Origin of the sequence: Zobellia sp. OII3, assembly GCF_002211465.1 — a bacterium.
Lineage (GTDB): Bacteria > Bacteroidota > Bacteroidia > Flavobacteriales > Flavobacteriaceae > Zobellia > Zobellia galactanivorans.
The window spans coordinates 585,412-602,893 of sequence record NZ_MWRZ01000002.1; the positions used below are offsets into that span (position 1 = coordinate 585,412).

Consider the following 17,482-nt stretch of genomic DNA (forward strand, 5'->3'; position numbering starts at 1 on the left):
ATTTACGCTTCGCCCTAAACTACCTTAAACTCTCCCCGCCATCTACCTTGATGACGGTACCGGTAATCCATTGGGCCTCATCGGTACTTAAAAGATAGACCACCTTGGCGACGTCTTCCGGCAGGGTCAAACGCCCGTTCGGATTGCGCTTCACGGCATTTTCCTTCAACACCTCACTATGGGGAATCATACGAAAGGCCTTGGTATCGGTAGTACCGGCCTGTATGCAATTCGCTTTGATGCCTTTGGGGGCGTATTCCAAGGCGATGTTCCTTACCAAGGCCTCCAAGCTAGCCTTGGCCGCTGAAACGGCTGCATAACCCTCCCAGGCCCTGCTGCTACCTTCACTGGTAAAGGCCAAGATACGGGCGTCTTCGTCGAATAGGCCCGCACCGTACACCTCCTTGGTCCAATCGTAGAGGCTTAAGGCCATGGCGTTTAAGGTAATCTCGATATCCTGACGGTTCAAACCGGGACCTTCATCGGAAAGCATGGGTTTCAAGCTTCCCTTGGCAATACTGTGCACCATCACCTTAATCTTTCCGGAAGTGGACAATACCCGTTTCATTTCCTCGACCGTCTCCTTTCTTCTTTCCGCATTTGCAACGTCCACATTAAAACTCAAGAGTTTCACCCCCGTTGAAGTAATTTTTTGAAAATGGGAGTTAACTTCCTCTAAATCAATCTTCCTGTCCCTGTGTACGATACAGATAGAATAGCCATGGGCGGCCATTTTTTTTGCCGTGGCCAATCCCAATCCACTACTTCCCCCAAGAATAAGCACCCACTGTTCCATGATCAATTTTATTTCGTTTATGTTCGTGATTCCCTACCATTCCAACAAGACCCGCTGTGCCGAGAATCCCGGCCCAAAACTAAGGATAAGGCCTTGTTCTCCCGGCTTCAGTCCCTTGTCCATAAAGCGCTCCAATACGTAAAATACGGTCGCGCTGCTCATATTCCCGTATAGCCGCAGTACCTCTCGGGTATCGTCTATATTTTTTCCCATGGACCCAAAAAGGGCTTCCACCGTTTGAACGATTTTCTTTCCCCCGGGATGGAAAATCAGATGGTCTACGGCAGCTATGGAGGTGCCATGCTTTTCCAAAAAGGGGTGGACGATTTGAGGAAAATGCTCCGCTATGGTTTCCGGCACCGCAATATCGAGGATCATTTTGAGTCCGTGATTCGTCAGGTCGAAGCCCATGAGATGGGTAGCATCCTTAAAATGGTACATTTCGCCCCCTTTGATCTTTGGCCCCTCGGCCTCGGCCTCGGAAGACAAGAGCACACAAGAGGCCCCGTCGCCAAAGATGGCCGCACTTACCATATTGGCCATGGAAAAATCGTTCAACTGAAAGGTGGCGGTAGGACTCTCAACGGCAACGACCGCGGCCCGTTTTCCGGGAAGGGACTTCAAAAAGTTATAGGCATAGATCAGGCCCGATACCCCGGCGGCACAGCCCATTTCCGTTACCGGAAGCCGAACGACATCTTGCCGCAGGCCCAGGTCGTTGATCAAATAGGCGTCCAAGGAAGGGATCATAATACCCGTGCAGCTCACGGTGATGATATAATCCACACTATCGGCCTGCCAATCGCTGGCCTTTAAGGCCTTTTCCAGAACCTTCTTTCCCAGTTTTTTTACCTCACGTACGTAAATGGTGTTCTTATCCTCAAAGGAAGTGGCCGTAAAGACCTCCTCGGGTGCCATAATGCTGTAGCGTCGGTCTACGGCCGCCCCTTCAAAAATCTTTATCACCTTACGCCTAAAACGGTCTTCTTGTCCCGAAAGCCACAGGTTGACAAGGGGCAATATTTCTTCCGTAGGCTTGCTATAATCGGGCAATTGCTTGGCCGCTTTTACTATTCGAACTTCATTCATATATCTAAGTCGGTCATTAATGTTGGGCCAGCCATAGGTACCTAAAAGCCCATTTTTGTTCAATACTATGCCTCATTTGGGGCAATTTTTCGGCAAAGGCCTCCAGTTCCCCCTTGACAAACCCACTCTTAATCGAGGTGAGTCCGTCTTGCTTGGCAATATCCGTGCGTATAAAAATAGTACTAAAGAGTTTAAAAAGGTAATACGCCCAAACGCTACGCTGTAAATCGTTAATAATAAAACCGATTCGGCCCAGTTTGGAAAATTGATCCAAAAACCGGGGAATCTCTTCGTCCTTAAAATGGTGCATGGTGAGCGTACAAAGCAAAATATCGCAAGGCAATTCATCGGGTCGTAAGGCCAAAATATCTTGTTGTAAATATATGATTTCAGGAAAATCACGCGATTGTTCCCGAGCGAGGGCCAGGCTCTTCCCGTTCAAATCCACCCCCATACATGCTATGGAAATTTTTCGCTTTCGCGCCCATAAAACCACGGAACGAAGCATACTTCCGTTGCCGCAACCCATATCTAAAATCGTATATGATTCCTTTGGATGTTCCGATATTAAAGCTTCTACGGCTTTTATGGTCAAGTTATTCCCGTTCAGCAGGCGATTGGCCCGATCAATATCCAATAACACCGCATTAAGACGTGTTTCGTCTAGGGACAGATCGTCCATTAACTCGGTTTCCCTATTCCTTTTTAAAAAATCAGCCATCTAGTGTATCGGTTTCCCATGTGTAAATCGAATCATCCGTTTCAAGAGCCAGGGCCATTTTACAATATATGCAATCGCCCTTTCCGACAACGTAGGATGCAAGAGCAATCCCTGCAACTGCCTACCGGCCCACAATCTTTTCCTAAAGGTACGGTTCCAGGTCGTTCTATAGGCCCGCTCCAAAGCTTTACGACTCAAGCCTTGCCTTAAAAAGGCATCGATGAGCTCCGAAGCTATTTTGGCGCTATGAACGGCCATCGCCATGCCGTTACCACAAAGAGGATGGATCAAGCCCGCCGTATCGCCACACATCAAAATATGGTTTTCTACGGGTTGCTTCGGATGGAAGGAAATCTGGGCAATGGTCAAAGGCTGCTCGAACAAGGGAAGGGCATCGGCGAGAAAATCGCGTAAAAACGGATTGCCACTTACCACATTGGCATTGAACTGCCCAATATCCTTTTCCTTCCGAAAACTATCATAAGACGTGAGGTAGCAAAAATTCACCGCTCCCGACTCCGTCTTTGATACCCCCCCATAACCCCCCTTAAAATTATGGAGCCCCACTTGGTTCCCCGGAAAGCCTTCAACTTGATAATGTGCCTTGACGGCCAGCCAAGAGGATTTTTGCCGAATGAACTTTCGGTCCAGCTGCTTATCCAATACGTTCCGCTTGCCGTAGGCCCCTATCACAATATTTGAAGTATAACTTGAACCTTTTTCCGTAACTAACTTAAATATAGATTTTTCAAACTCAATAGAAACCACGGCCTCAAAAGCAAAAAACACACCACAGGCCACCGCCCTTTGGTAGAGCAAATGATCCAGGGCATAGCGACTAATACCGGTGCCGCCCAGGGGCAAGCGGACCTCTAACACCGCCCCATTGGCGGTGGAAAACTTCAGTTGATCAATAGCGACCGCACCAAAATCGTTGAGATCCACTCCTAGGCGCCTGAGGTAGGGAAGCACTTCATTGGAGACATATTCGCCACACACCTTGTGATGGGGATAGGGCTTCTTTTCAAAGACAGCCACCTGATGACCCGCCTTTGCCAAATGAATGGCGGCCGTTAATCCGGCCAGACCTCCCCCAACAATGATGACGTCAAAATGCTTCACTAATGGAAGATAGTCATTTTAAACAAAAAAAATACCGACAGGAGCTGCCGGTATTTTTTCTATAAATGGAATGGGTTAAAAGAGAGTCTGTTACCCTTTTACCTTTTGTTTTGCTTCTTGCTTCAGCGCCTCACTGGCCACGATAGCCAATTCTACCCTTCGGTTTTTGGCCTTTCCCTCCTTGGTATCGTTATCCGCTACCGGTTGGGTCTCACCATACCATTTGGTTTCGAGGCGACTCCTATCGATACCTTGTGAAATCAAGTAATTGGTTACCGAGGTAGCCCTTTGTTTCGATAGGTTCATATTGTAATCTTCGGGTCCCGCACTATCGGTATGCCCTTCGATCAATACATTTGATTTAGGATATTCCTTCAAGATTTTGGCCATACTGTTCAAAGTCGTTCTTGAAGTACCTTGTACGGCAGATTTATTGGTTTCGAAATAAACCCCGGCATCTTCGTTAAAGGTTACGTTGATCCCTTCACCGACACGGCTTACTTCCGCCCCGGGAATCTCTTCCTCGATACGTTCCGCCTGACGGTCCATTCGATCACCGATATAACCGCCGGCAACCCCACCTATGGCAGCACCAAGAATTGCGCCCAATACGGTGTTGTTTCCGTCCCCGACGTTGTTTCCGATAATTCCACCGATGGCGGCACCACTACCGGCGCCTATTACGGCTCCCTTTTGCTTGTTATTGGCATTCTGTATAGTCTTACACCCTACGACCATAGTCATGGCCATGATAATGTACGCTGATTTTATTACGAGCTTTTTCATATTGCTGATCTTATTGTTTTACGAAATTATAGATAACCGAAACCGGACTCCCATCGACATTTACATCGGACTTCAACCTCATTTGCGAATCCGAGAGGGATAGGATCTCTAGACGATACCCCGTTCTCCCATATAAGTCCTTTTTCTTTTCATCGATAAACTTGAATTGCAACTTATCGTTGCCGTTTTCGTTTTCAAGCACCGACCACCTGATGTTTCGGGCACCTCCGGGACAGACACTGTTGCTTGTGGGTATGGTATAACTCCCCGTACTATTGTTTTCTAAAAAAGACCATTTACTGCCTTCAAAACAAAACCCGTTGGCATCGTTAAAAAGCATAGATTTAAAAGAGCCTCCATCACCTTCATAGCCAACATCCTCTAAAAGCCATGTACCATTAATGGTCTTACGTTGTTCACGCACTTCTTTTGATAGGGAACATGATGCCACTACCAGAGCCAGTGCGAGCATCAATACACTATTTTTGATCATAATTTTGATTTAAGGTTTGCCTATATACGTTTAAGACTATCGATTTGTTGCCTTAAAAGCGTTAAACAATTATTAATACTGCAAAAATAATGTTCCAAGGGCTTTCCTACAGCCGTAAAACCTAAGATTTTTATCTTGTATCAATACGCCAGAAGTTCTTGTAGCGCCTTTTCAAACCGGGATTTCGGCAAATAATTGTCCTCTAGGTTTTTAGCGAAGGGAATCGGCGTTTCCAAGCTCGCCACGCGCCTGATCGGCGCATCTAAACAGGTGAAGCGGTTTTCGGTGACCATGGCCGAAATATCACTGGCTATACCCCCGAACAGGCTGTCTTCTTGAAGAATGATAAGTTTTCCGGTTTTCTCTACCGAGGTGTATACCGATTCCATATCCAAGGGCGCCAAGGTTCTTAGATCGATCAGGTCGGCACTGATGTGGGCTTGCTTTTCCAGAGTGGCCAAGGCCCAATGCACACCCGCACCATAGGTAACGATGCTTACGTCCGTACCTTCCTTTAAGACACTCGCCTTTCCAAAGGGAAGCGTATAATAATCCGTCGGCACATTTTGGTATACACTGCGGTATAAGGCCTTGTGTTCGAAGAAGAGTACGGGATTGGGGTCGTTTACAGCGGTGGCCAGCAAGCCTTTTGCGTCATAGGGAAAGGCCGGATACGCCACTTTGAGTCCCGGAGTCTTGGTAAACCAGGCCTCGTTCGTCTGCGAATGGAAGGGTCCCGCCCCCACATCGCCCCCACAGGGCATACGAATGACCACGTCGGCCTTTTCGCCCCAGCGGTAATGCGATTTGGCCAAGTAGTTGACCACGGGATTAAAACCACTGCTTACAAAATCGGCAAACTGCATCTCGACCACGGCCTTCATGCCGTTAATGGAAAGTCCCATAGCCGTTGAAACAATCCCCGATTCACAAATGGGGGTATTCCGAACGCGTTCTTTCCCAAAAGCCTCCATAAACCCTTTGGTAATCTTAAAGACCCCTCCGTAATCGGCTACGTCTTGCCCCATAATGACCAGATTGGAGTGTTTTTCCATAGACTGTCGCAACCCGTTTGAAATGGCGTCTACCAAGCGAATCCGCTCAACGACCTTCCCCGGCTCGACGGCTTTCTCCCTAAAAGGCGCATAGACATCGGAAAGTTCCTGTGCTTCTTCCGATTCCACCTCGGTTTCCGCAAAGGCGAGTTTTAAATGGTCGTTGATTTGATTTTCGATTTCGGTACGTAGGTCTTCAATTTTTTCGGGGGTCAATACACCCTCATCCAAAAGAAAGGCTTCGTAATTTGAAATGGGATCCTTCTTTGCCCATTCCGCCATCAATTCCTCCGGCACGTATTTGGTACCACTGGCCTCCTCGTGTCCACGCATGCGAAAGGTCTTGAACTCGATCAATACGGGGCGCGGGTTTTCCCGAATATCTTCGGCGATGGCCTTTAGCTTGGTATACACCTCTATAATGTGGTTGCCATTAATCGTATACGATTCCATTCCGTAGCCCACACCCCTATCCACTAGGTTTTTGCAGTTGTATTGCTCACGGGTCGGGGTGGAAAGTCCGTATCCATTGTTCTCTATACAGAAGATTACGGGCAGGTCCCATACCGAGGCAATGTTCAGGGCCTCGTGAAAATCGCCCTCGCTCGTACCGCCCTCACCGGTAAAGACCGCGGTAACGGTTTTCTTTTGTTGCAGCTTAGCCGCTAAGGCTATTCCATCGGCCACGCCCAATTGCGGACCGAGATGGCTGATCATCCCTACAATCTTGTACGCTTGGGTCCCGAAGTGAAAACTCCGGTCACGCCCCTTGGTAAAGCCGCTCATTTTGCCCTGCCATTGCGCAAACAAGCGGTGCAAGGGAATATCGCGAGTGGTAAACACCCCGAGGTTTCTATGCATGGGCAACACATACTCGTCTCGGTTCAAGGCGTTCACCACCCCTACGGAAATGGCTTCTTGACCGATACCGCTGAACCATTTGGAAATCTTGCCCTGTCGTAACAGGACCAACATTTTCTCTTCGATCATTCGCGGCCGCAACAGGTCTTTGTACAGCTTAAACAAGGTCTCTTCAGTAAGTTGATGCTTGGCATAATGCATAATGGAGGGGATTTCTTTTTGGATTTCAGCAGCTAAATGTAGCAAAAATACCACATCTGGCGCTCGATTTGTTATATATAATAGTTGGCCATATTTTACTAACTTTGATAAAAATTATAAAGCAATCACATGAGTGCAATACCTAGCGTAGATTTAAGGGATTTTGTTTCGGATAGCAGCGAAAGAAAAGAGAAGTTCATAAAAGAAATAGGCGCCGCTTTCGAGAACATCGGCTTTGTGGCCCTTAGCGGTCATTTTCTATCGGAAGACCTGGTAAAGAACCTATATGACGAAATAAAGAAATTCTTCGACCTTCCGCAGGAGGTGAAGGACAAGTACGAAATAGAGGGTATCGGCGGGCAACGCGGATACACCTCCTTTGGCAAGGAACACGCCAAGGGACGCAAAGAGGGCGACCTTAAGGAGTTTTGGCACTTTGGCCAATACGTTGAAAACGACCCCAAGCTCGAAGCGGAATACCCCGACAATGTTGAGGTTGCCGAACTGCCCAAGTTCAATGAGGTAGGCAAGGAAACCTATAAGATGTTGGAAAAAACCGCCAAATACGTACTACGGGCCTTGGCCCTCCACCTCGGTCTGGAGGAAAACTACTTTGACGAATTTATCAAAAACGGGAATTCCATACTCCGCCCGATTCACTACCCTCCCATAACTTCCGAACCTAAAAATGCGGTACGTGCCGCCGCCCACGGCGACATCAACCTTATCACCTTATTAATGGGTGCCCAGGGAAGGGGACTCCAGGTGAAGAACCACAAGGGCGAGTGGGTAGATGCCATTGCACGGCCCGACCAGCTCATGATCAACGTAGGCGATATGCTATCGCGCCTCACGAACAACAAATTGAAGTCCACCATACACCAAGTGATCAACCCGCCAAAAGAACTTTGGGGCTCTTCACGCTATTCCATTCCTTTCTTTATGCACCCGATAAGCGGCATGCCCTTGAACTGTTTGGAAAACTGCATTGACGAATCGCACCCGAAACAATTTGAGGATATCACCGCCGGGGAGTTCCTGCACGAACGTTTGATCGAACTCGGACTTATAAAAGGTTAAGCATGGATTTACAGGACCAACTCAAGAACCTATTTCCGGACCACGAGCCCGAAACCCCGGAACCGACGGCTGCGGAAAAAAGCGACATCTGGCTTCAAGACGACCCGATCATCTGCAAATACGAAAAGCGAAAAGGGAAACCTATCACGATTCTAGAAGGCTATAACGGCGCCGAAAGCGATTTTAAGAAATTGGCAAAAGAGCTTAAGACCAAACTCAGCGTTGGGGGCTCTTTTAAAAACGGACAAATCATAATTCAGGGCGATTATAGGGACCGTATTATGACTTTGTTGAAAGAAAAAGGTTTTTCGGTCAAACGCGTTGGCGGATAAACCCCGTAAACACGGGCCTTGCCATGGCATATATGACAAGTCCGTAATTGTGTTAATTATTTTTGCTTTTTTTTCAATAAATAGTACTTTTATTGACTAGAACCTAATTATACCTTAAATGAGTTCCCTTTTGCACATCACCAACGGAGATAGCTTTACGGAAAGACTTAAATCATTAAAACTTAAGGGGGACATCATCACATGGCGTGAGATGCTCTGCGAAGGAAAAACGCTGACCAATGTGGGAAGCGAACCTTTCTGGAAAGCCCGTTTTGAGTTTTTGAACAAGAACTATAAAGTTTCAAAATCTTGGTTTATAGAGAAAACCTTAAAGGAATATCGTTCCCTCTGTAATCACAAGCAACAAGATGAAATTGTTCTTTGGTTTGAGTATGACCTTTTTTGTCAGATCAATATGATCGCCGTACTAAGCTGGCTAAAGACCAACCGCAAGTATGCCCAGATTTCACTGGTCTGCAGCGGAAAGGAAGACAACTCCAACAAAATGTACACCCTCAACGAGCTGAACGACGAGCAGCTGTTGAAACTATACGAAAACAAAATAGAATTAAGTCAAGACGATATAGAGTATGCCGATTACGTATGGCAACTGTATTGTAGCGACAACCCCATCCGCCTTGAAAACCTTACCGATTACGGTGAGTTTCAGTTCAACTATCTTTCCGACGCCATACATTCGCACCTGCACCGTTTCCCAAGTATCAAAAACGGCCTGAACGAAATGGAAAACAGAATTTTACAACTGGCAGTGGAAAAGAAACCGAAATCAAAAGGCGCCTTTGTTACCGAAATCATGGAAAACCAAAAATTCCTAGGTTTCACCGATAACCAGTTCGATAGGGCCTTGGGGCGCTTAAAACCCTTGTTCACCAGCTTTAACCCGGTGCGATTATCGAAAAAAGGAAAGGAAATCCTCGAAAACAAGACCAGCTACTACTCGTGCATCCAAGATAACGACGTGTATTTAGGCGGGGCCCTCAAGTACAACTTTCTATACAATACCGAGGCCAATAGGATCTTAAAACTCTAACCGCATGCAATTAAGACCCTCTGAGCTTGTCTTAAATGCGGATAAAAGCATCTATCATTTAAATTTACGCCCCGAGGATATCGGACGCACCATCATTACCGTAGGTGACCCCGATCGCGTAGGGGCGGTTTCCAAATTTTTTGATACCGTAGAACTAAAAAAAGGCAAACGGGAATTCCACACCCATACCGGAACCCTGAACGGCAAACGCCTTTCGGTAGTCTCCACAGGTATAGGCACCGATAACATCGACATTGTCTTCAACGAACTCGATGCCCTTGTCAATATCGATTTCGACACCCGAAGTCCAAAAGAAGAGAAAACGGTATTGGATATCGTAAGAATCGGTACATCGGGATCTATCCGACCCGACATTCCCATAGATTCCTTTTTAATGAGCGAATACGCCATAGGTTTTGATGGCCTATTGCACTTTTACGATAGCGAACACATACAGGAAACCGATATATCAAAAGCCTTCGTCACACATGCCGATTGGTCGCCGAACAAATCAGTGCCCTATGTGGTAAAATACGATAAAAACCTTGGCGACCAGCTTATGTCAAATCGTATACGATTAGGCACTACCGTAACGAATATAGGCTTTTACGGACCACAAAGTCGTGTTTTAAGACTCCAACTGAGCGATCCGGAACTTCAGGCCAAACTCGACTCTTTCGAACACAAGGGCATACATATTACCAACCTTGAAATGGAGACTTCGGGCATTTACGGACTTTCCAAATTACTCGGACACCGTGCCGTTTCCATGAATTGCATTCTGGCCAATCGGGCAACCGGCGCGTTTAGCACGGAGCCTACCAAGTCCGTTGAAAACCTGATCCAGTACACCTTGGAAAAATTGACCACCGGTTAATTGGACATCCAGTTCGACTTTTCCCATATCCCAAAAAGACCACGCTGTAACATCCATTCGTTTTATCGTATTGCCAAGGCGTACTTTTTTTTAATTTTACCGCTACAAGCAGAATTATAGCAATTATGAAGAAAGTGAGAATCATAGGCGTTCCCGAACATTTCAACCTTCCCTGGCATATGGCCATGGAAGAAGGGGCTTTTGAAGAAAGAGGTATAGACCTTGAATGGACCGATGTGCCCGAAGGAACGGGTAAAATGTGCCAAATACTCCAAAACCAGGAAACCGAACTGGCCATTATCTTGACCGAAGGCCTTGTAAAAAGTATTACCGAAGGGAATCCCACTAAAATTGTTCAAGAATACATTTCCTCCCCCCTACAATGGGGCATTCACGTAGGCGCCAAAAGTCCATATAAGTCCATAGCCGACCTCAAGGACACCAAGGCCGCCATTAGCCGACTGGGTAGCGGAAGTCACTTAATGGCCTTTGTAAATGCCAAAAACGAAGGATGGGCGACCGACTCCCTCTCCTTTGAAATCATAAACAACCTTGACGGGGCCGTTACCGCCCTGACAGAAGGCCGGGCGGACTATTTTATGTGGGAACACTTTACGACCAAACCTATAGTAGACCAAGGGCTTTTTAGACGCCTGGGCGACTGCCCTACCCCATGGCCCTGTTTCGTGGTAGCCGCTACACAGAAATTTATAGACGAAGAGGCAGCTACCCTAAACCATATTTTGGAGGTTATCAACAACTACACTTTGGAGTTCAAGGAGATACCGAGTATCGACCGCACCCTGACCAATAGGTACGGCCAACAACTTGAAGATATTAAGGAATGGTTAAAAATAACCCGCTGGGGACAGACTCAAATAAACCCACAAACCATTGAAAAGGTGATAGATACCCTATTTGACCTAAAGTTAATCGACAAAAAGTTGAAACCGGACGAAATTTTACAAACTTTTAGCAATTGACCCCTTGATTTGAATTGGACTGTATTTTAATTTTATACTAGATTAAACCAAAGTTCAATTTATTCTTATTCAAAATGAAAACCAAACCAGCAAGAACATCACAGTTTTTAGTTGTGCTTGTATTTTTCTGTGGTATTCTTTTTGCACAAGCACAAACCTTTTACGCGCTTCAAATCGACCGTAACATTCGCGAAAAAGCCAAGGACATTACGGCCGAATATCAACCAAGCCTTGTTATGGGCGCCGAACAGGCATTGGATTTCCAAAGTACGGTAGCCAAATACCTAGTGAAGCGAAAGTCCATTGAAGACAACGCCAACATGTCAGAAGGGGAAAAACGCCATCACCTAAAAACCATATCGAAGCACGAAAGCTTTGAAATGGCAGACGTACTCTACCCCTATCAATATCAGGAATATTTACGCGTAAAGCCGGAGATACAGCCCCTCCCGCCAAAAAGCATAGGATTTGAAGACGCCATTGCCGATAACCAAACTACCAATTAATAGGCTTTAGCCCTTTCTTTTCAAGAATTTCATTGGTCTGGCTAAAATGTCGGTTTCCGAACCAATAGCCACGATTGGCACTTAAGGGCGATGGATGTCCCGAAGTCAAGATATGGTGTTTGTTCTTATCGATCAATCCCGCTTTTTTCTTTGCGAACCCTCCCCAAAGTAGAAAAACAAGGTCTTCTTTTTCTTTGGATAGCGTTCTGATGACCGCATCGGTAAACCTTTCCCATCCTTTTTTCTGATGGCTTCCCGCCTCATGGGCCCGTACGGTAAGCGTCGCATTCAAAAGAAGCACCCCTTGATCGGCCCAACGTTCAAGGTTTCCACTTTGGGGATAGGGTTTCCCTAAATCGGTTTCGATTTCCTTAAAAATATTGATCAAGGATGGCGGATGGGGCACCCCGTCCTTTACCGAAAAACAAAGGCCGTTCGCCTGGCCGGGGCCATGGTAGGGGTCTTGACCGATAATGACCACCTTGGTCGCATCAAAAGGACTATGATCAAAGGCGGCAAAGATGTCCTTTCCCTTGGGATAACAGGCATGTCGCGTATATTCTTCCTTAACGAAGGCCGTCAACTCTTTAAAATAAGCTTGCTCAAATTCTTCGGAAAGCGGTCCTAACCAGCTTTTATGTATTTGTACTGTCATTTATTATTATCATTTTTGTATTACGGTGATGACAGCCGAAAACCGGACCAAGCCTCGAAATCTTTTATCATCGGCTTCAAAAATACTTAAAAAATACAGTGCGCCCTCCCAAGAAGCGTTCCTTTAAATACCGAGAACAATGAAAAAATATCTTTTGACCCTATCAACCCTAAGCCTGCTGTTCAGCTGTATCGAGGAAAAGGAAATAAGCTCGATAGACCCCGTTAACTGGTCTAAACGAAAGGTCGACATCTCAATGAAGGATTCTTTGGAGTTTGGCAAAACCTACCTTTCCATCTATTCCCAGATCTATAGCATCTCGGAACATAAAACCCACAACCTGACCGCGATGGCCAGTTTGCGAAACACCAGCGACAAGGACACGGTCTACCTGACAAAGGCTGAGTATTTTGATACCCACGGAAAGGCCGTACGCACGTATTTCGACCACCCCATTTACCTTGCCCCTATGGAAACCACCGAAATCATCATTGACGAAGTCGATATCGAAGGCGGGACCGGCTCTAATTTCCTCATTGAATGGAAAATACCCAAGGGCTGCCCCGAACCCTTGTTCGAAGGTATAATGAATTCGACCATGTCACAACAAGGGCTATCGTTCACCACACAGGGAAGACGGATTGAATAAAACCCCCTTTATCGCCCAAGCCCAAGGATTTCACATCTCGTCGCCAATGCCTACCTTTGCCGTCGCAATAAATTAAGAATGGCAAATATTCACGCTAAAACCGTACAAGACCTAGAATTTCCGACTGTTTTAAAGCAGGTTTCGGCCCGCTGCTCTACGGAATTGGGAAAAGAACGCGCATTGGAAATCGGCCCGATTGACGACAAGGCATCCATTGTAACCATTCTAGGGCAAACGGCGGAGTATCTATCCTCCTTTATCAGCGAAAACCGCATCCCGCCCCATGGTTTTGACGCCATAAACAAAGAGCTCCAACTCCTCCGTATCGAAAACACTACCCTCGAGGTGGGCAGCTTTAAAAAGATTGCCACCATTTGCACCACGGTAGCCACCCAGAAAAAATTCCTTAAAAAGTTCAAGGAGTACTACCCCTTGCTTTTTGAAGTTTCCGATAAAATTGAATTGAACACCGATATCCCCAAGCAAATCGACCTAGTGATCGACCGTTTCGGGGAAGTCAAGGACAGGGCATCGAACAAACTTTTCGATATCCGCCGCCAGATGAACCAGGTAAAGGGCAAGATCGGACAGAGCTTTGCCTCGGCCCTCAACACCTATCACGGCTCCGATTATCTCGACGACATCAGGGAATCGGTAGTCGAAAACCGAAGGGTCTTGGCCGTAAAGGCCATGTACCGTAGAAAGGTAAAAGGTACCGTAATGGGCACCTCCAAGACCGGAAGCATCGTATACATCGAACCCGAGGCCACCCTAAAGTACAGCCGCGAGCTCAACAACCTGGAATACGACGAAAAAGAGGAAATTCAACGCATCTTAAACGAATTGACAGACCAAATACGGCCCTTTGGCTGGTTATTGGCGGAGTACCAGGACTTTCTCGCCCACATGGACATCACGGCCGCCAAGGCTTCTTACGCCACGGATACCAACGCATTACTGCCCGAAATCAACAACGACAAAAGGCTGTATTTGCGGGATGCCTTCCACCCCTTGTTGTATTTGAGCAACAAATTACAGCATACGGAAACCTATCCACAGACCATTGAACTGCATCCCGAAAACCGGATTATCGTCATTAGCGGTCCCAATGCCGGGGGAAAAAGTATCACCCTAAAGACAATTGGATTGCTTCAAGTAATGCTTCAATCAGGACTCCTAATTCCCGTACACGAAAGGAGTTCCGTTTGTTTATTCAATACTATTTTGACGGATATTGGGGATAATCAATCCATAGAAAACCACCTCAGTACTTATAGCTACCGCCTAAAGAACATGAAAAACTTCCTGCGGATTTGCGACAAGGAAACCCTATTCCTTATCGATGAGTTCGGTACCGGAAGTGACCCTGAATTAGGCGGGGCCCTGGCCGAGGCCTTCTTGGAAGTTTTTTACGAAAGGGAAGCCTATGGGGTCATCACCACCCACTATGCCAACCTTAAAGCCCTGGCCGACGAACTGCCACATACCACCAATGCCAATATGGTATTCAATAGCAAAACCCTGGAGCCCACCTTTCAATTGGTCTTGGGGGAAGCAGGTAGCTCCTTTACTTTTGAGGTCGCACAGAAGAACGGCATCCCCTACAGCCTCATAAACAAGGCAAAGAAGAAGATAGAGCGCGGTAAGGTCCGTTTTGATGCCACCATAGCCAAGCTACAAAAAGAACGCAGCAAAATGGCTAAAACAGGCTCTAGACTGCAAGAGGAAGAATCGAAGGCCAGGGAAGAAGCCGCCCGACTCGAAAAGTTGAACGCCAAGATAAAGAGCAAATTGGAGAATTACCAAGAGCTCTACGACCACGACCAGCGCATGGTACAACTGGGCAACAAGGTCGACAAGGCCGCCGACCGCTACTTTATCGACAAAAAGAAACGCGTGCTGGTTTCCGAACTGCTACGCATAGTAGAAACGGAAAACAGCAAGCGCAAGAAAAAGACCGCCACACAGGCCAAGGCCGAACGCGCCAAGAAGGCCAAAGTAGTACAGGAAGTACAAAAAGAGGTCAAGGTCATTCGCGAGAAAAAGATCGTCGAAAAGAAAAAGGCGATCATCAAGGAGAAGAACAAGCCGCGCCCCGTTTTTACAATAGGCGACCGGGTACGCATGCAAGACGGGAAATCCGTTGGTACCATAGACAGCCTCGAAAAGAACAAGGCCATTGTAAACTACGGTATATTCACGACAAACGTAAGCGTTGACCAACTGGAATTGGTCGAACGAACGAAGAAGTGATGCCAGTACCTTCCTAAAAAAAACTTACACCCAAGGACCCATGCTTGACAACTTCTTAAATCTCTTGTAAATTTAGGTCTTGACCAAATAGCACATTACCTTTACAACGTGGAAAATTCAAAACAAATCATTCTTTTTGACGGCGTTTGCAACCTGTGCAACGGCGCCGTTCAATTTGTCATAAAGAGGGACACCTTGGATGTATTCCGCTATGCCCCGCTACAAAGCGAACTTGGAAAGAAATTGATTGCGGAACGAAATATCGACTCCGACAGCATAGATTCCATTATTCTAATCGACCCAGGTGTCGCCTACTACATCAAATCCGATGCCGCCCTGGAAATCGGGAAACAATTGAGGGGATACAAAACCCTTTCGTCCATCTTACTATGGATTCCAAGGAGCTTACGTGATATCGTATACGATTTTATCGCGCGGAACCGCTACAAATGGTACGGCAAAAAAGAGCATTGCATGGTGCCTACCCCCGAATTAAGGGCCAAGTTCTTAGAGTAATACACCTCCTTTAAAAAAGATGGTCCGCAAGAAAGGCTTAGGGAATTATTTCACCTCGTCGTAATGATCGTCCCAATTCTGAACTTTGGGCTTTCCGAGCTTTCCGACCGATTTGGCGACCATCATGGCCACACAGGCGTCACCGGTAACGTTTACTACCGTACGCAACATATCCAAAGGTCGGTCTACGGCAAAAATCAAGGCTAGACCAATCGCCAGTTTATCCTCGGGAAAACCGATGGCCTCTAAAACAATGACCAACATAACCATACCCGCTCCGGGTACGGCGGCCGAGCCGATAGAAGCCAACAGGGCCGTAAGCACAATGGTCAACTGGGCGGAAAACGGCAGATCAAAACTCAGGGCCTGGGCAATGAATACAGCGGCCACCCCTTGGTAAAGGCTCGTTCCGTCCATATTAATCGTAGCCCCAACGGGCAGCACAAAACTCGATACTTCCTTATCCACCCCAATATGCTCCTCTACCCTTTCCATAGTAACCGGCAAGGTTGCAGCACTGGAACTGGTCGAAAAGGCCAAAAGCTGGGCGGGACTCATTTCTTTCAAGAAAGTCCAAGGATTATAACGGGTAAATGTAGCCACGACAACGCTGTAGAACACGATCATCAAAACCAAGCCCAAGGTGACGACCCCGGCATACTTCAATAGTGCAAACAGCAAATTGGAATCGCCAGAGGAAACCACTACGTTGGCCAATAAGGCAAAAACGGCAACAGGTGCGGTAAGCATGATCAAATCGACCATTTTCAGTACCACATCGTTCATGGCATCGAAGAAGTTCTTTAAGGGCCGGGCCTTTTCTTCCCCTATAAGAAGCATAGAGATACCCATAAATATCGTAAAGAAGATGACCTGAAGCATTAAGCTATTATCTCCCAAGGCCTTAAAGGCGTTATCGGGCACCATATCTTCCAAAAACTGAAGCGGACCACTATCCTTTTGCTTAGAGGCCTCCTCCAGCTTCGAGGTAACCCCGCTGTCGTTCGAATAGGTTTCCGTGAGCTGGGTAATGGTATCTTCCGATATCCCGATACCCGGCTTTAAAAGATTGACCAAAATGAGTCCGATGGAAATAGCGACCACCGTAGTACCGATATAAATGGCAATGGTGCGCAAACCGATATTTCGGAATTTAGATATATCCTTTAGGTCGGATATCCCTTTTATGAGCGAAGCCAAAATCAGTGGAATTGCAATAAGCTTCAAGAGTTTTACAAAAATGGTTCCGAGAGGATTTATCCAATCTAATACAAAATCCTTCCCCCAATCCACATTAGTCATTCCAAAGCCAAAGAGAATACCCAATATCATTCCTATCAGGATCCTCCAATGTAATTCCAATTTTCGCATGCATCAAAGTTTAAGCAAGTAATATACTGTTTTTGACCCGAAAGCTGAAAAGCAACCTACAAATCGCCTCCGGATTTAAAGAATT

18 protein-coding genes are annotated in these 17,482 nt (G+C 46.6%); 9 read left to right on the forward strand and 9 right to left on the reverse strand.

Features of this window, described 5'->3' with window-relative positions; all coding sequences use genetic code 11:
* Window positions 1-19: 19 nt before the first annotated feature.
* The 7 genes from B4Q04_RS09765 to B4Q04_RS09795 all read right to left on the reverse strand — a co-directional run bounded on the left by B4Q04_RS09765 (window position 20) and on the right by B4Q04_RS09795 (window position 7,124).
* Entirely contained in the window at window positions 20-796 is a 777-nt protein-coding gene (locus B4Q04_RS09765; RefSeq protein WP_013995709.1) for an enoyl-ACP reductase, read from the reverse strand.
* A 33-nt stretch (window positions 797-829) separates the two neighbouring features.
* The gene (locus B4Q04_RS09770) at window positions 830-1,885 is read right to left on the reverse strand and encodes a type III polyketide synthase (RefSeq protein WP_088696698.1); all 1,056 of its coding nucleotides are present in this window, start codon (window positions 1,883-1,885) and stop codon (window positions 830-832) included.
* A gap of 16 nt (window positions 1,886-1,901) precedes the next feature.
* On the reverse strand, window positions 1,902-2,606 hold the full coding sequence (locus B4Q04_RS09775; RefSeq protein ID WP_013995711.1) for a methyltransferase domain-containing protein: 705 nt from the start codon (window positions 2,604-2,606) through the stop codon (window positions 1,902-1,904).
* On the reverse strand, window positions 2,607-3,728 hold the full coding sequence (locus tag B4Q04_RS09780) for an NAD(P)/FAD-dependent oxidoreductase (RefSeq protein ID WP_088696699.1): 1,122 nt from the start codon (window positions 3,726-3,728) through the stop codon (window positions 2,607-2,609).
* A 90-nt stretch (window positions 3,729-3,818) separates the two neighbouring features.
* Window positions 3,819-4,514, reverse strand: a complete 696-nt coding sequence (locus tag B4Q04_RS09785) for an OmpA family protein (protein WP_013995713.1) — start codon at window positions 4,512-4,514, stop codon at window positions 3,819-3,821.
* A 10-nt stretch (window positions 4,515-4,524) separates the two neighbouring features.
* Window positions 4,525-5,007 carry a lipocalin family protein gene (locus tag B4Q04_RS09790; RefSeq protein ID WP_013995714.1) on the reverse strand — a complete coding sequence of 161 codons (483 nt, stop codon included), beginning with the start codon at window positions 5,005-5,007 and terminating at the stop codon, window positions 4,525-4,527.
* A gap of 140 nt (window positions 5,008-5,147) precedes the next feature.
* The gene (locus B4Q04_RS09795) at window positions 5,148-7,124 is read right to left on the reverse strand and encodes a thiamine pyrophosphate-dependent enzyme (protein WP_088696700.1); all 1,977 of its coding nucleotides are present in this window, start codon (window positions 7,122-7,124) and stop codon (window positions 5,148-5,150) included.
* 129 nt (window positions 7,125-7,253) lie between these two features.
* Here B4Q04_RS09795 and B4Q04_RS09800 point away from each other — a divergent pair, with 129 nt between their 5' ends.
* The 6 genes from B4Q04_RS09800 (at window position 7,254) to B4Q04_RS09825 (ending at window position 11,953) form a co-directional block, all read left to right on the forward strand.
* Window positions 7,254-8,204 carry an isopenicillin N synthase family dioxygenase gene (locus B4Q04_RS09800; RefSeq protein WP_013995716.1) on the forward strand — a complete coding sequence of 317 codons (951 nt, stop codon included), beginning with the start codon at window positions 7,254-7,256 and terminating at the stop codon, window positions 8,202-8,204.
* A gap of 2 nt (window positions 8,205-8,206) precedes the next feature.
* Window positions 8,207-8,536 carry a translation initiation factor gene (locus B4Q04_RS09805; RefSeq protein WP_013995717.1) on the forward strand — a complete coding sequence of 110 codons (330 nt, stop codon included), beginning with the start codon at window positions 8,207-8,209 and terminating at the stop codon, window positions 8,534-8,536.
* Window positions 8,537-8,654: 118 nt separating this feature from the next.
* Window positions 8,655-9,587: a DUF1835 domain-containing protein gene (locus tag B4Q04_RS09810; RefSeq protein WP_088696701.1), complete on the forward strand. Its 933-nt coding sequence runs from the start codon at window positions 8,655-8,657 to the stop codon at window positions 9,585-9,587.
* A gap of 4 nt (window positions 9,588-9,591) precedes the next feature.
* Window positions 9,592-10,464 carry a nucleoside phosphorylase gene (locus B4Q04_RS09815; protein ID WP_088696702.1) on the forward strand — a complete coding sequence of 291 codons (873 nt, stop codon included), beginning with the start codon at window positions 9,592-9,594 and terminating at the stop codon, window positions 10,462-10,464.
* Window positions 10,465-10,589: 125 nt separating this feature from the next.
* Complete coding sequence (locus B4Q04_RS09820; RefSeq protein ID WP_088696703.1) at window positions 10,590-11,447, forward strand: substrate-binding domain-containing protein; 858 nt, start codon at window positions 10,590-10,592, stop codon at window positions 11,445-11,447.
* Window positions 11,448-11,521: 74 nt separating this feature from the next.
* A complete protein-coding gene (locus B4Q04_RS09825) occupies window positions 11,522-11,953 on the forward strand; it encodes a hypothetical protein (RefSeq protein ID WP_013995721.1) in 432 nt (143 codons plus the stop codon).
* Here B4Q04_RS09825 and B4Q04_RS09830 read toward each other — a convergent pair.
* Window positions 11,943-12,608 (reverse strand): uracil-DNA glycosylase, encoded by a 666-nt coding sequence (locus B4Q04_RS09830; protein ID WP_013995722.1) that lies wholly within the window; start codon window positions 12,606-12,608, stop codon window positions 11,943-11,945. The genes B4Q04_RS09825 and B4Q04_RS09830 overlap by 11 nt on opposite strands.
* A gap of 139 nt (window positions 12,609-12,747) precedes the next feature.
* Here B4Q04_RS09830 and B4Q04_RS09835 point away from each other — a divergent pair, with 139 nt between their 5' ends.
* From B4Q04_RS09835 to B4Q04_RS09845, 3 genes are all read left to right on the forward strand, one after another.
* Window positions 12,748-13,257 carry a DUF3124 domain-containing protein gene (locus tag B4Q04_RS09835; RefSeq protein WP_013995723.1) on the forward strand — a complete coding sequence of 170 codons (510 nt, stop codon included), beginning with the start codon at window positions 12,748-12,750 and terminating at the stop codon, window positions 13,255-13,257.
* Window positions 13,258-13,335: 78 nt separating this feature from the next.
* Window positions 13,336-15,510 carry an endonuclease MutS2 gene (locus tag B4Q04_RS09840; RefSeq protein WP_088696704.1) on the forward strand — a complete coding sequence of 725 codons (2,175 nt, stop codon included), beginning with the start codon at window positions 13,336-13,338 and terminating at the stop codon, window positions 15,508-15,510.
* Between the two features lie 108 nt (window positions 15,511-15,618).
* Window positions 15,619-16,026, forward strand: coding sequence for a thiol-disulfide oxidoreductase DCC family protein (locus B4Q04_RS09845; RefSeq protein WP_236630999.1), 408 nt, complete (start codon window positions 15,619-15,621; stop codon window positions 16,024-16,026).
* 45 nt (window positions 16,027-16,071) lie between these two features.
* On the opposite strand, the gene B4Q04_RS09850 is transcribed toward B4Q04_RS09845, so the two are convergent.
* Window positions 16,072-17,397 (reverse strand): dicarboxylate/amino acid:cation symporter, encoded by a 1,326-nt coding sequence (locus tag B4Q04_RS09850; protein WP_046287630.1) that lies wholly within the window; start codon window positions 17,395-17,397, stop codon window positions 16,072-16,074.
* Window positions 17,398-17,482 lie beyond the last annotated feature (85 nt).

What these genes read in the sequence shown, in the direction of transcription:
- B4Q04_RS09765 (WP_013995709.1), bottom strand. Translation starts at nt 796, where the DNA reads ATGGAACAGTGGGTGCTTATTCTTGGGGGAAGTAGTGGATTGGGATTG.
- B4Q04_RS09770 (WP_088696698.1), bottom strand. Translation starts at nt 1,885, where the DNA reads ATGAATGAAGTTCGAATAGTAAAAGCGGCCAAGCAATTGCCCGATTAT.
- B4Q04_RS09775 (WP_013995711.1), bottom strand. Translation starts at nt 2,606, where the DNA reads ATGGCTGATTTTTTAAAAAGGAATAGGGAAACCGAGTTAATGGACGAT.
- B4Q04_RS09785 (WP_013995713.1), bottom strand. Translation starts at nt 4,514, where the DNA reads ATGAAAAAGCTCGTAATAAAATCAGCGTACATTATCATGGCCATGACT.
- B4Q04_RS09790 (WP_013995714.1), bottom strand. Translation starts at nt 5,007, where the DNA reads ATGATCAAAAATAGTGTATTGATGCTCGCACTGGCTCTGGTAGTGGCA.
- B4Q04_RS09795 (WP_088696700.1), bottom strand. Translation starts at nt 7,124, where the DNA reads ATGCATTATGCCAAGCATCAACTTACTGAAGAGACCTTGTTTAAGCTG.
- B4Q04_RS09800 (WP_013995716.1), top strand. Translation starts at nt 7,254, where the DNA reads ATGAGTGCAATACCTAGCGTAGATTTAAGGGATTTTGTTTCGGATAGC.
- B4Q04_RS09805 (WP_013995717.1), top strand. Translation starts at nt 8,207, where the DNA reads ATGGATTTACAGGACCAACTCAAGAACCTATTTCCGGACCACGAGCCC.
- B4Q04_RS09810 (WP_088696701.1), top strand. Translation starts at nt 8,655, where the DNA reads ATGAGTTCCCTTTTGCACATCACCAACGGAGATAGCTTTACGGAAAGA.
- B4Q04_RS09815 (WP_088696702.1), top strand. Translation starts at nt 9,592, where the DNA reads ATGCAATTAAGACCCTCTGAGCTTGTCTTAAATGCGGATAAAAGCATC.
- B4Q04_RS09820 (WP_088696703.1), top strand. Translation starts at nt 10,590, where the DNA reads ATGAAGAAAGTGAGAATCATAGGCGTTCCCGAACATTTCAACCTTCCC.
- B4Q04_RS09825 (WP_013995721.1), top strand. Translation starts at nt 11,522, where the DNA reads ATGAAAACCAAACCAGCAAGAACATCACAGTTTTTAGTTGTGCTTGTA.
- B4Q04_RS09830 (WP_013995722.1), bottom strand. Translation starts at nt 12,608, where the DNA reads ATGACAGTACAAATACATAAAAGCTGGTTAGGACCGCTTTCCGAAGAA.
- B4Q04_RS09835 (WP_013995723.1), top strand. Translation starts at nt 12,748, where the DNA reads ATGAAAAAATATCTTTTGACCCTATCAACCCTAAGCCTGCTGTTCAGC.
- B4Q04_RS09840 (WP_088696704.1), top strand. Translation starts at nt 13,336, where the DNA reads ATGGCAAATATTCACGCTAAAACCGTACAAGACCTAGAATTTCCGACT.
- B4Q04_RS09850 (WP_046287630.1), bottom strand. Translation starts at nt 17,397, where the DNA reads ATGCGAAAATTGGAATTACATTGGAGGATCCTGATAGGAATGATATTG.